This window comes from Chitinophaga niastensis, assembly GCF_003014755.1.
In the GTDB taxonomy this organism is placed as follows: domain Bacteria; phylum Bacteroidota; class Bacteroidia; order Chitinophagales; family Chitinophagaceae; genus Chitinophaga; species Chitinophaga niastensis.
Map to the genome: position 1 here is coordinate 512,621 of NZ_PYAW01000003.1, position 13,089 is coordinate 525,709.

The 13,089-nt window shown below is 43.7% G+C and carries 11 protein-coding genes; 6 read left to right on the forward strand and 5 right to left on the reverse strand.

The features are described 5' to 3' along the window. Positions 1 to 75 precede the first annotated feature (75 nt). From CLV51_RS16695 to bioA, 5 genes are all read left to right on the forward strand, one after another. Positions 76 to 609: a hypothetical protein gene (locus CLV51_RS16695; protein WP_106529196.1), complete on the forward strand. Its 534-nt coding sequence runs from the start codon at positions 76 to 78 to the stop codon at positions 607 to 609. A gap of 55 nt (positions 610 to 664) precedes the next feature. Continuing rightward, complete coding sequence (locus CLV51_RS16700; protein ID WP_106529197.1) at positions 665 to 1,336, forward strand: response regulator transcription factor; 672 nt, start codon at positions 665 to 667, stop codon at positions 1,334 to 1,336. A 48-nt stretch (positions 1,337 to 1,384) separates the two neighbouring features. Further along, complete coding sequence (locus tag CLV51_RS16705) at positions 1,385 to 2,653, forward strand: sensor histidine kinase (RefSeq protein ID WP_106529198.1); 1,269 nt, start codon at positions 1,385 to 1,387, stop codon at positions 2,651 to 2,653. 764 nt (positions 2,654 to 3,417) lie between these two features. Next, entirely contained in the window at positions 3,418 to 5,976 is a 2,559-nt protein-coding gene (locus CLV51_RS16715) for an ATP-binding protein (protein WP_106529200.1), read from the forward strand. 65 nt (positions 5,977 to 6,041) lie between these two features. Beyond that, a complete protein-coding gene (gene bioA, locus CLV51_RS16720; RefSeq protein ID WP_106529201.1) occupies positions 6,042 to 7,322 on the forward strand; it encodes an adenosylmethionine--8-amino-7-oxononanoate transaminase in 1,281 nt (426 codons plus the stop codon). 56 nt (positions 7,323 to 7,378) lie between these two features. Here bioA and CLV51_RS16725 read toward each other — a convergent pair whose 3' ends face one another. From CLV51_RS16725 to sppA, 5 genes are all read right to left on the reverse strand, one after another. Then, positions 7,379 to 7,873 (reverse strand): DUF2911 domain-containing protein, encoded by a 495-nt coding sequence (locus tag CLV51_RS16725; protein ID WP_106529202.1) that lies wholly within the window; start codon positions 7,871 to 7,873, stop codon positions 7,379 to 7,381. A 111-nt stretch (positions 7,874 to 7,984) separates the two neighbouring features. Continuing rightward, entirely contained in the window at positions 7,985 to 8,515 is a 531-nt protein-coding gene (locus CLV51_RS16730; protein ID WP_106529203.1) for an SRPBCC family protein, read from the reverse strand. Between the two features lie 162 nt (positions 8,516 to 8,677). Next, entirely contained in the window at positions 8,678 to 9,208 is a 531-nt protein-coding gene (locus CLV51_RS16735; RefSeq protein WP_106529204.1) for an SRPBCC family protein, read from the reverse strand. A 39-nt stretch (positions 9,209 to 9,247) separates the two neighbouring features. Continuing rightward, positions 9,248 to 10,354, reverse strand: coding sequence for an ABC transporter permease (locus CLV51_RS16740; protein ID WP_106529205.1), 1,107 nt, complete (start codon positions 10,352 to 10,354; stop codon positions 9,248 to 9,250). A gap of 150 nt (positions 10,355 to 10,504) precedes the next feature. Next, positions 10,505 to 12,256, reverse strand: a complete 1,752-nt coding sequence (gene sppA, locus CLV51_RS16745) for a signal peptide peptidase SppA (protein ID WP_106529206.1) — start codon at positions 12,254 to 12,256, stop codon at positions 10,505 to 10,507. 86 nt (positions 12,257 to 12,342) lie between these two features. Between sppA and folK the strand changes: the two genes are divergently transcribed. After that, complete coding sequence (gene folK / locus CLV51_RS16750) at positions 12,343 to 12,828, forward strand: 2-amino-4-hydroxy-6-hydroxymethyldihydropteridine diphosphokinase (RefSeq protein ID WP_106529207.1); 486 nt, start codon at positions 12,343 to 12,345, stop codon at positions 12,826 to 12,828. Positions 12,829 to 13,089 lie beyond the last annotated feature (261 nt).

Here is a 13,089-nt window from a genome sequence, read left to right on the forward strand (position 1 = left end):
CCCAATCCCCTAAATTCCACTGCAATCCTAACTCACTTTTTATTATCTTTACCGAACCCCAAAAATGTAAGCGCTATGAAGAATGCCTATCCGGAGAAGCCCGTGCTTCCATACCAAAAAACCAGTGTGTCTATGAACGATGTGATTGCTTACATACAATCAGTTGATACACCTGTTGAAGTAAAACGTGCAGCCTATTGCTTTTTCAGATTTGAATCTGCCAATGGAACAAAAGGACTCAATAATAACTACGCCGGGATACAGGCAGATGGCGTAAGATGGCCGGCTATCTATGATGATACCATTGCAGGTACAGTTATCAAAAAAGAAAATGGTCCCAGCGGAAAAGATAGAATTTTTATCGCCTTTAACAACTGGCATGATAGCCTGAACTTTACTATCAGCAACACAACCCGAAGAGGCCTTTTTATAGGCGGTAAAACATTTCTCATTACACAAATGGAGGTACTCACTCCAACCGATCTATGTATTGCGTACAAGCGGGAATGGGTAACGGGAAGTGCTGCCTATAACCCTGCGGATACAGAGATAGCATCTTTTGTTAATACCTACAATAAAGGGGCAGGCATTTTCGTAGCCCCCAATTAATTACAGCTAATATCATCTACAGAATTCCTTTAGGAATTATCCCTACTTTTAACCCATGAAAGTGTTGATCATAGAAGATGAACCTGCCCTCAGGGCCAGTATCCAGCAATATCTCGAACACCAGGGATACATTTGCGAACTGGCAGCAGATTTTAAACAGGCAATGGATAAAGTAAATGAATTTGAATACGATTGTATTGTGGCAGATATCGGGCTACCGCTGGGCAGCGGGCTGGATGTGGTAAAGGAACTGAAACTGCTGGAATCCAAAGCAGGTATCATTATCATCTCTGCTAAAGATTCGCTGGAAGATAAACTCAGCGGACTGGAACTCGGTGCAGATGATTATCTCACCAAACCATTCCATCTGTCAGAACTCACTGCCCGCATCAACGCTATTTTGCGTCGTAAAAACTTTGATGGTAACACCACTATCATCTTCTTCGAAATCACCGTAAAACCAGCCTCAAAAACGGTGCTGGTGCATGATAAATCCATCACCCTTACCGGCAAAGAGTACCAATTGCTGCTCTATTTCATTGCCAATCAGCATCGGGTTGTCACAAAATCCGCGCTGGCCGGACATCTCTGGGGAGATGCCTATGATCAGGCCGGATCATACGATTTCATCTACACACATATTAAAAATCTCCGTAAAAAAATGCTGGAAGCAGGTGGGGAAGATTATATCAAAACCGTATACGGCACCGGATACCGCTTTGGTTAATCAAAACACAATACCTAACTTCCAACGGCTAAAAGCCAAAACGATATAATGAAGCTGCTTACTAAAACCACTGTATACTTTTTACTCATCATGCTACCCATCTTTGCCGGAGGTGCTTTTTACCTGTTCGGAAAATTCAGCAAAGAAATCAAACATGAAACTGATGAGGAACTGGTGAACGATAAACTGCAATGGTTACGATACCTGGATACCGCAGGTATCAACAGCCCCATCTTCACTTTATCTACATTAGAATTTAATCTTACTCCTACCGACCTGCCTGTTCAGTCAAGACATAAACTCAGTGGTGTAACCCTGTACCAGGAAACAGAAGATTCAGAATCACCATTCCGCCAGCTATCACAGGTAATCAGCATCCATGGTAAAAACTACCAGATGGTACTGCGCAAATCCATGATTGAAAAAGATGACCTCATTAAAAATGTCATCCAGGTAATGCTGTTCGCTTTCTCCGGATTGCTGTTTTTTGTGCTGCTCTCTAACTGGTTTATCAGCAAAAAAATATGGAAACCTTTTTATAGCTCTCTGGATAAAATTCAGCGCCTGCAATTAAATAAACTGGAAGCGGTTACCTTTGAACACACCGATACCCACGAATTTAATCAGTTGAATGCGGCGCTCAACAACATGACAAACCGCGTTCATACCGACTATACAAACATGAAAGAGCTGACGGAAGATGCGGCGCATGAAATGCAAACACCGCTGGCCATCGCTCAAAGCAAACTGGAATTATTGCTCCAGGACGACACGCTGTCTGAAGAACAATTAAAAGCCATACTCCTCAGTTATGATGAGCTGCAACGCTTGTCACGCCTCAATCACAACCTGTTGCTGCTTGCAAAAATTGAGAACCAGCAATACCCTGTTACTGAACAACCCGACCTGCACACCATGGTAGAAAAATACCTGCTGCTGTTTGAAGAACTGATCCGGGAAAAACAACTCACCATCCAAAAAGAAATGGTGGATACCGCGCCCTGGCCTCTGCATCCTGCACTCACAGATATTATGGTGAGCAACCTGCTGGGCAACGCTATCAAATACAACTATCTGCATGGCACCATCAATATTCGCTTAACAACCAACTCCTTTTCCATCTCCAATACCAGTCAAATCCACGAAATACCCGCCGACATGCTGTTTCAGCGTTTCAAAAAACAAAGCAACGGTTACACCAACTCCAATGGCTTAGGTTTGGCTATTATTAAAAAAATAGCAGATTCCTATCAGCTAACACTTACTTACGGATATGAAAACGGGTGGCATACGTTTACGATGAATACAGGACTGTGATTATTATGATAAAGAGAAGACCTTAGCGGATTTTGTCTGAACTGTGATTATTATGATTTTTTTGATTATCCTGATGAGCGAAGATCTCAGCGCGTATTGTCTGAACCAGGATTTTTAGGATTGAATGGATTACCCTGATGGGCGTTATGTTGTTTATGACGAGTATACAATGATCTCCCGCTATAATCTTCGGCACCCATCAGGGTAATCCATTCAATCCTAAAAATCCTGGTTCAGACAATACGCGCTGAGATCTTCGCTCATCAGGATAATCAAAAAAATCATAATAATCACAGTTCAGACAAAATCCGCATGAAATAGAAATAAGCATGAAATAGAAATAAGCAAATATCATATCCCTTGCATTATATATAACGTTCCCGGCTATACGCCGCAGGAGATCAATGCCATTTGTTCACAGATAGATATCTACCCTACCCTGCTGGGCATGCTTCACTGGTCGTACAACAGCAACCTGTACGGCAAAAATGTACTGGAACCTGGCTACCAGCCATATGCACTGTTTAAAAACGGTGGTATGCGGAAATAAATCTGCAGCAATATTATGTTTTGTAACAACGTTGGTAGCAAACATTTTTTTTAGTAAATTTATCTTCCCGGTATCATTTTGAGTACACAACCACGCGTCCGATAATATAAAAAGATTTTATCCAGCATACGCGCTAACAGACCAGGTGGCAGGTTTGTTATAATATTTTATTTATAGGAATATCGATACCAAAATAACTAAATTAAGATTGCTCATGCTGGCTACTACTATTACCGGCCCCCAAACAATTGATCCTGGCGGAGAAGGAAAGGAAGAAACACCCCTGTCTGAAAAAATGTTTCGTCAACAAAAATTGCTGGAAATACTCAGTCATGTTTATAGTGACGTTGCAGCACACCGCAACCCGGTATACGCATATGAAAATTTGCTACAGTGTTTACTTGACTTAACTGACAGCGAATATGGTTTTACAGGGGCAATAAGAAGAGAGCAAAACATGCAGCCATGGCTACATTCATTGGCAATAGCAAATGTAACGTGGTCAAAAGAAATACAAACATATTATCATACGCAAATAGCAGAAGGGTTAAATTTCACCAACTGTCATACTTTATTCAGAGATGTCATCAATACCGGTGAAGCAATGATCAGCAATACACCGGCAACAGATGAACACAGCGGAGCGTTCCCTCCGGGACATCCGGAGTTGCACGCCTTTCTGGGTCTCCCTATTATATTCAATCAGCAACTATTAGGGGTGGTAGAACTGGCTAATAAAACCGGCGGTTACAACACGGATATTATTGCCTTCCTCCAACCGCTGTTGCAGGCGTTTGGAAGTATCATGTATGCTGCCGGCAAGGAAAAAGAATACAGGAACCTGGAAAACGAGCACCGGGAGCTGACAATAGAATGGGATATCCTGATGACCGCACTGGATGATATTGTATTTGAGCTGAATGAGCAGAAAATATTCACCAAAGCGTGGTGTAACCAGGAAAGTCTGCTATTCCGTCCAAAAGAAGAAGTACTGGGCAAAACAATCTCCGAATTGCTGGGAGAACATTCCACTACCTTCAACCGCATGGCAGATAAATTGCTGATCACCGGCGAACCGCAGGAATTTATATACCAGGACATCCGTCCCAACCTGCAACACTGGTATGAACTGAAGATGTATCTCATTAAAAGCAGACAATCTTCTTCCAAACGCATCTTATTACTCATCAGGAATATTTCCACCCGCGAAAGAAAGCATACCGGGTATGTACAATCGCAATCAGAACTGCGGCGAAGTAATCAACTACTTGATATCAGCCAGCAGATGGGCAAAATGGGGGGTTGGGAATTTAATGTGATTACCGGTGAAATGTATTGGACCAAAGAAATATATGAGCTACGCGAAGTACCAACAGATCTGCCTATCTCATTTAAAGCTTCCTCCAGCTTCTATCATCCGGATGACAGGCCCGTTTTTGTAGCAGCCAGGGATAATTTAATACATAACAAAGTAACATACGACCTGGAGCTGCGGCACATCTCAGCCAAAGGAAAAGAAACATGGGTAAGAACCGTAGGCAGACCTGTAACAAACAATAGCGGTATGCTCACTCATTTCCGCGGTATCATCATGGATATCACGGCCCAAAAAGATGCCGAACTGGAACTGGTAGCTGCCAGAGATAGTGCACAAAAAGCAGCACAATCGAGGAGTGAGTTTTTATCTATTATGAGCCATGAAATACGCACACCACTCAATGCTATCATTGGTATCGCCGGCATCCTGGAAAATAATCCTTCCCCTGAGCATACAGAAGTGATTCAAAGTTTACAATTCTCCGCCAATCACCTGCTGGGTCTTATTAACGATATCCTTGATTTCAGTAAGATGGAAGCGGGGAAGATAGAACTGGAAAACATTCTCTTTGACCCTACGGAACTGTTACAAGGCATTGCCCGCAACTTCCAGCCATTGGCCAAAGGAAGAAATATCAAACTATACACCGCCATCGATAACGACCTGCCAAAACAAATCCTGGGCGACCCGGTAAGATTATCTCAGATCCTTCACAACCTGGTGAATAACGCTATAAAATTTACCTATGAAGGAGCTGTTTGCCTGGAAATGCACCGGGAAGATCATCATGACGGCAAATGCAGACTCACCTTTACAGTGAGAGATACCGGTATAGGCATTGCTCCGGAAATGCATGAAAAAATATTTGACACTTTTGTACAGGAAGATTCTGCTACTACACGCAACCACGGTGGTACGGGACTGGGACTGGCCATCACAAAAAAACTGGTGGAACTCTACCAGGGTACTATCTCCCTGGAAAGTAAAAAAGGTGAAGGCACCATTTTCCGCTTTACCATCAATTTTCACCTGCCGGAAAATCAGCAGCAAAACACACATAAAAAATCCGGTTATCCTCCCGGCTTCCTTCAGGGCATGAACCTGCTGGTAGTAGAAGATAACAGTATCAATATCCGTATCATCGAATTACAACTAAAAAAATCAGGAGCTGCCATCACCACTGCTATCAACGGCAAACAGGCCCTTCATAAGCTGCATGAGCAACAATTTGATGGTATCATCCTGGATCTGCATATGCCTGAAATGAATGGCTATGAAACCATTCCCCATATCAAAAAACTGCAGCCCAATACTTTTATCATTGTGCTCACGGCAGATGTTATGCACGAAGTACCGGAACGTCTTGCCAGCCTGGAAGTGAAAGACATGCTTCCAAAACCATATGCAGCAGATGATTTGTTGCATATGCTGCATAAATACGCTAAAAAAGCATAAGCCGGCATCCCTTTTTGCTTTATGCTTTTATAGTACCTTCGCGGCTGCACGAAAAGCCAACAATTATGCAAACACCTTCCTTGTCGGCCCGCGATCTCGACGTGATCTGGCATCCGTACACACAAATGCAAACCGCTCCCGCACCTATTGGTATTGTACGCGGCGAAGGCGCACTTCTCTTCGATGAAGATAATAACAGTCATATAGACGCTACTTCCAGCTGGTGGGTAAATATACACGGGCATGCACACCCGCATATAGCGCAGCAACTGGCCGCACAGGCCCTGCAGTTGCAGCACTGCATCTTCGCCGGATACACACATCCACCGGCGGTAAATCTTGCAGAGCGACTGTTACAGATACTGCCGTCCAATCAACGCCGCGTTTTTTATTCCGATAACGGCTCCACCGCCGTAGAAGTAGCCCTGAAAATGGCAATCCAGTACTGGGATAATAAAGGGCTGCGTAAACATAAAATCCTTGCTTTCAAAAATGCTTATCACGGCGATACCTTCGGCGCTATGAGCGTAAGCGGCAGAAGTGTTTTCACCCGTGTATTTGATGACCTCCTCTTTGATGTGCACTTCCTGGAAGTGCCATCCACTGATAACATCTCCCAAATAATAGCAGATATTGAAGCACAACAGCCGGAGCAGATAGCGGCCTTTATTTTTGAGCCCCTGCTGCAAGGTTCCGGTGGCATGATCATGTATGATATACCTGCCTTTGACCAGCTCCTGCAATACTGCACATCCAAAAATATTTTACTGATTGCAGATGAAGTGATGACCGGCTTTGGCAGAACCGGTAAAAACTTCGCCATGGAATATGTGCACACTGCACCGGATATGGTATGCCTCTCTAAAGGACTAACAGGCGGCAGTATGGCCCTGGGTATCACTACCAGCACTGCGGCCATTTATGAAGCCTTCCTCTCCAACGATAAGCTAAAAACGTTATTCCACGGCCACTCCTTTACAGCCAATCCATTGGCCTGTACTGTAGCCCTGGCCAGCCTGGACCTGTTCACCGATCCTGCCTGCGCGCAACAACGGATACGTATACACGAACAACACAGCGCTTTTTTACTTGAGCTGCAACAGTTATCTATTGTAAAAAATCCAAGACTGCTGGGCACTATTTTAGCATTTGAAATAGTAACTACTAACGCAGACGGATATACGAATGCGTTAGCTGATCAGCTGCATCGTTTCTTTAGATCCAAACGTATTATGCTGCGCCCGCTTGGGAATACCTTGTATATACTACCGCCCTATTGTATTACCAATGAGCAACTGGCGCTGGTGTATGAAAGTATCCGGGAGCTGGCGGCAGAACTGGTATAATACAAAAGAAGGGCGCAGACTTCCGTCTGCGCCCTTCTTTTGTATTATACGATAATTTACTTCACCGGTACAGATACCTTTGTATCATCCCACTCAAATACCACGGCATTACCAGGTAAAGTGAAAGTGAGTTTTTCTACCGGTGTGCTCAGTGCCTGACGGGGTACCTTTACGGCTACCACATCTTCACCTTTATTCTTTTCGTAGTCGTATGCACCCCACTGGCCTAATTTGCCATTAAGGATGACGGTCCAGGTTTTAGCATCAGGAATACTGAAAAGAGTGTAAGTGCCGGCTTTTACAGCTTTACCACCAAAAACAACATCCTTGCTGAAAGTGATTTGAGTGGCTTCATCAGCGCCGGTACGCCATACTTTACCAAATGGTTCCAGTGTACCAAAAATAACCCTGCCTTTTTTGGAAGGCTGTCCGTATACAACTTTAATTTCTTTACTTTCGGCAGTTACATGGGGGCTTTTTCTTTCCTTCTCTTGTGCAAAAACAAGGGTAGTAGCTGCCAGAAATACGGTTGACAATAGAAAGTGTTTCATTTTTAATTTTTTTTGCTGGAAATAGAGAAATGGTTCGAGATATGACAACAATTTAATCCATAAAATCCGGTGTAAACAAATTAATTGGATCAATGGCAAAATAGCTACATGTTATTTTCCTTCACAAATCTTACTCAGCTTTGTCAAACCGCTATCCATAGAAGGACCGTAGATCCTATCCGATACAAAACCCCGCAATTTCCACCAGGGCAAGAGTCCCAATTTTATTTCCATATGCCAGAAAATAGCAGTGCTTTTCCCGTCGGCAGTGGGTTTCAACTCTATACCACCAGTCACCGGACGCATGTTTTTAATTTCCAGCAGGTAATGTATCCCTTTGCTGGGATCGCTGGCCAGCACAGTTACCCTGCCACTGTTTTCTTTACCTTCCCAGCTGTACCAGGCACCTGCACCTGCCGGAGGATTGGAGTATACCAATGTAGCAGTAGTATCCGGGCGTGCCCACGGATTCCATTGCTCCCAGTCCTTCAGGTTGCTGATGTGTGCATATACTGTATCAATAGGTGCATGAATAGCACCAGTACGCTCCACCACCGCAGTGGAAGGAAACAACAGAGATAATAAAAACATCATCCCGCCCAAAATGATCACACTGATCACCAACAACTTTAAAAGACGCATAGAAAAAGAATTACGAATTACGAATTACGGATTGCGGATTGCGGATTGCGGATTGCGGATTGCGGATTGCGGATTGCGGATTTCTGAGGAGATGATATGGTAGATTATTACGTTTATCTACCCACCACTCCGTAATCCGCAATTCGTAATTCATAATTTTTTTTATTGAGTTACAGTTCTTTCAAGGCTTTTCAGTCCTTTCTCAAAATCATTGCCTACCCACTTATCCATCATCAGCCCCATCACTTTTTTCAATGGTTGGTGCCCCATGTTACAGGTCATGCCCCAGGTCACCAAAGTACCGCCGGTAACGGATTCAAAGCGAAAATACCCTTTGGCAACACCCATTCCCATGAAATCTGTATTGGTGGCAATGTATTGGTCCTGCTTCGATTCAGTGATAGCCATATGCCCCTTGCCCACATTACGGTTGTTGCTCTCCCAACTATAACCGGCGCCAGGACCGCTTTCCTTTTCTCCGTAAGTAATTTTAACGGCAGGGTCCTGTTCCTTCCATGGCGACCATAACTCCCAGTTACGCACTACATTCACCAGCGGGAAAATAGCATCCGCTGCGGCAGGTATTACCAGCGAACGTTCTACTTTTACCGTAGGAGACAAGAATAAACTGAAAATGAAAAGCCCCAGTACAAGGACGATCAATGCACCCAGGATAATAAAAAAGGCTTGCATCTGACTGGATTTAGATAGCACAAAGCTAATAAAATCGGTCTATTCCCACTTGAATACTTTCACGGCTACCGCATATACGACTATACCCCATATGGTAAGGATGACAATATCCCAACCTACGTTCCAAAGGTGCTGACCCTCAAAGGCTACCTTACGGAGCGCATCAATCAGGTAAGTCAGCGGCATAATCTTACAAACAGGCTGCAGCCAGCCAGGGAAAGAATCTATAGGGAAAAAAGTACCCGCCAGCAGGAACTGCGGCAGGGTAACGATATTTGCCAAAGGCGGAATAGTACTTTCATTTTTAGCAATACTGCTTACTACAAAGCCAAAACCCATAAAAACCAGCAGCCCGAATACAGACAATACCAGCATTTCCAGGAAAGTAGCAAAGCCATGCACCAGTGTAAATCCAAATGCAAAATGCCCCAATGCTATAATTACAACAGAACTGATCAGCTGAAAGATCATCCGGCTGATTGCTTCCGCCATCACAATATAAGTACGCTTGATAGGGGTGGCAAAGAAACGCTTGAGTACCAGCGTTTGACGCATATTGTAAAACAGGAAGGCTGTACCAAAAACAGCGGCACTCATCAGGGCAAAACCCAGCTGTCCGGGTAAAATAAAATCAATAGTTTTAAACTCCCTGCCCGGCACTTCTTCCGGTATAAAAGTGGCTACAGACGGGCGTTGATAAGCTTTATCATCCAAAAAGGCAGTTACATTTTTCAGTACAGACATCAGGATGACTTTTTTACTGGCATCCGAAGCCGTAGAGGTTTTTATATGCACATCATAAGCAGGCACATTGTCCGCTCCCACCCGGGGCACTATATTGAGGATGGCGATCAAACGGCCTTTCTTCAAATCATCCTCCATCTCTGCTGTTAGCTGATCGGTGATCAGCTTCAGCGTACCGGATCTGGCAAGTCCCTTGTAAAACCCGCTGTTGATATCGGTATGACGATCCACACCCACTTTTACAGAAACACTGCTACCACCAATAAATCCAAACACCAGGATAAATACCAGCGGGAAACCCAAACTAAACACCACGGCGGAAGGACTCCTGAAAATTCCCCTTAAACTTCCTTTCGTGATGGCCAGCATGGCCCTCAACTGACTGTACTTAGCTCCATTCATCTGATCTGCAATTTTAAAAAACCGGGTAAAACTACTATTGTTTTCTTAGCTTTTAGCCTTTAGCTTTTAGCTTTTAGTAAAAATGCAGCGAAGATAGCAGTATAATATGCTGTCTTCGCTGCATTTTTACTAAAAGCTAAAAGCTAATAGCTAAAAACTATAACTATAAGGCATCTTAGCCTGTATCACCCCATGCATTGCCTGCACTTCTTTTACCTTTTGATACAGCTCGTAATTAACACCCAGTTCTTTTTTTACCATGCTGGTGCTCACATCTCCCCCTAAACTCTTCACCAGTTTGGTGAAAGGATCTTTTACTTCGGGATATTCTCTCAGGCGATAAGACGACAATTTAGCCAGTTTAGCCGCACAAACCAGGGCATCATTGATACCACCAATACGATCCACCAGTCCGAGTTCCTTCGCTTGCACACCACTCCATACATGTCCTTGTGCAATGCTGTCCACAATAGCGGGGTCCAGCTTCCTGCCGGCTACCACACGGGATTTGAAGGAGCCATATGTGCTGTCAACGCTGTTTTGAATAAAGCGTTTCTCACCCTCTGTCAGTGGACGGCCCATAGAGCCCAGGTCGGCATACTGCGCGGTTTTAACCCCATCGAAGGTAACACCCAGCTTGTTTTTGAAGAAGTCCTGCATGTTGAACAACACACCAAATACACCGATAGAACCCGTTAAGGTATTAGGTTGTGCAAAGATGCTATCTGCCATACAGGAAATATAATAACCACCGGAAGCGGCATAGTCACCCATAGAAACCACTACTGGCTTCACTTTTTTAGCAAGCGACAATTCCCGCCAGATAATTTCTGATGCCAGCGCACTACCACCACCGGAATTTACCCGGAACACAATGGCTTTCACATTTTTATCTTCACGAACCTTGCGGATTTCGCGGATATAATTTTCACTGGCAATCATATTATCATGGTCAGATTCACCACCAATAATTTCGCCCTGTGCGTAGATCAGTGCAATTTTACTGTCACCCGTACCATTACTGAGGTCTGTTCCGTTATTATATTTTCCCAGGGTGATGAAGTTTACTTTTTCATCTGCCTTGATACCTGCCTTGGTTTTCAGCTCATTTACAACCTCATCATCATACCTCAAACCATCTACCAGTTTGTATTTCAAGGCATCTGCAGCCTCCTGGATCAGGTTTTCATTGGCATAACCATGTAAAGTAGCAGTATCTACATTACGCGCTTTACTGATACCTTGCAGGAAGTTACCATACAATTCACCCAGGAATTGGGTGGTTTGAATGCGGTTAGCAGCCGTCATTTGTGTTTCACGCAAAGGCTCCGTGGCGCTTTTGAATTTACCGCAATAAAATATTTCAGGTTTTATTTCCAGCTTATCCAATGCACCTTTAAAGAACGTAATCTGACTGGAGAAACCAGTGAAATCAACTATTCCCTTGGGATTCAGATAAACTTTATCCGCTGCTGTAGCAAGGTAGTAGGCGTTTTGATCCATCAGTTCACCGTATGCATATACAAACTTTTTGGACTGTCTGAACCGAATCAGTGCATTACGCAGCTCTTCGTTGCTGGCAAATCCGTTGGCGTTGCCATTTACTTTAAGATAAATACCTTTGATATTATCATCATTAGCCGCATTTTCTATCAGGCGGATGGTCTGGAATAATCCAGGTGTCTCTGCTGGTTCATCTTTCATCAGTGCACCCAGGGGGTTCACCACTTTCTGTTCATGGTATGCCTGTCCCGTTTCGAGTACCAGAACCCCATTGGGGGATATTGTCACCTTTTCAGAGGTGAGGGCCTTTCCTATCAACACCGATAAAACTATGATGGATAGCACCGCAAAAACAACGAATGCGAGAAAAGAGGCAAGGAAAACTTTAAAGAAACGCATACTTTTTTGTTAAGTTGAAACTGAGGTGGAAAGATACATTTTTTCAAAAATAAGGAATATGGCTACTTTTGGACCTTGAAATATACATGAATACAGCAATATTACTTATAGGTGGCAATTTAGGCGATCGTACCGGGAACCTGCATCAGGCGGTACAACTGATCGCTGCAACTGCCGGTAAGATCGGGAAGATCTCCGCCTTATACCAGACCGCTCCCTGGGGAGCCGTAGACCAACCGGACTACCTTAATCAGGCTTTACAGCTCCATACTGAGCTGGATGCACTAACGTTATTGCATACACTATTGGAGATAGAAAGAAAGATAGGCCGTATCCGCCAGGAAAAATGGGGATCACGCCTGATTGATATAGATTTGATCTTTTTTAATGAAGAGATCATTTCTTTACCTGAACTGAAAATACCGCATCCGCAAATGCAATTCAGACAGTTTGTGCTGGTGCCACTACAGGAAATCATCCCTGATTTTGTGCATCCGGTACTACTTAAAACGATAAATGAATTACATAGCATTTGCCCGGATGATTTACCGGTAATTCGTCAAGAACTGTGATTTTTATGATTTTTGTGATTAGCCTGATGAGCGAAGATTTTAGCGGGTATTGTCTGAACCAGGATTTAACGGATTGAATAGATTACCATGATGGATGTTATGTTGTTTTATTAAGAAGATATATGCGAATATCTCCGCTATGATCTTCGGCACCCATCATGGTAATCCATTCAATCCGTTAAATCCTGGTTCAGACAATACCCGCTAAAATCTTCGCTCATCAGGCTAATCACAAAAATCATAAAAATCACAGTTCAGACT

Coding starts and splice junctions, on each gene's coding strand:
- CLV51_RS16695 (WP_106529196.1), top strand. CDS start 76: ATGAAGAATGCCTATCCGGAGAAGCCCGTGCTTCCATACCAAAAAACC.
- CLV51_RS16700 (WP_106529197.1), top strand. CDS start 665: ATGAAAGTGTTGATCATAGAAGATGAACCTGCCCTCAGGGCCAGTATC.
- CLV51_RS16705 (WP_106529198.1), top strand. CDS start 1,385: ATGAAGCTGCTTACTAAAACCACTGTATACTTTTTACTCATCATGCTA.
- CLV51_RS16715 (WP_106529200.1), top strand. CDS start 3,418: ATGCTGGCTACTACTATTACCGGCCCCCAAACAATTGATCCTGGCGGA.
- bioA (WP_106529201.1), top strand. CDS start 6,042: ATGCAAACACCTTCCTTGTCGGCCCGCGATCTCGACGTGATCTGGCAT.
- CLV51_RS16725 (WP_106529202.1), bottom strand. CDS start 7,873: ATGAAACACTTTCTATTGTCAACCGTATTTCTGGCAGCTACTACCCTT.
- CLV51_RS16730 (WP_106529203.1), bottom strand. CDS start 8,515: ATGCGTCTTTTAAAGTTGTTGGTGATCAGTGTGATCATTTTGGGCGGG.
- CLV51_RS16735 (WP_106529204.1), bottom strand. CDS start 9,208: ATGCAAGCCTTTTTTATTATCCTGGGTGCATTGATCGTCCTTGTACTG.
- CLV51_RS16740 (WP_106529205.1), bottom strand. CDS start 10,354: ATGAATGGAGCTAAGTACAGTCAGTTGAGGGCCATGCTGGCCATCACG.
- sppA (WP_106529206.1), bottom strand. CDS start 12,256: ATGCGTTTCTTTAAAGTTTTCCTTGCCTCTTTTCTCGCATTCGTTGTT.
- folK (WP_106529207.1), top strand. CDS start 12,343: ATGAATACAGCAATATTACTTATAGGTGGCAATTTAGGCGATCGTACC.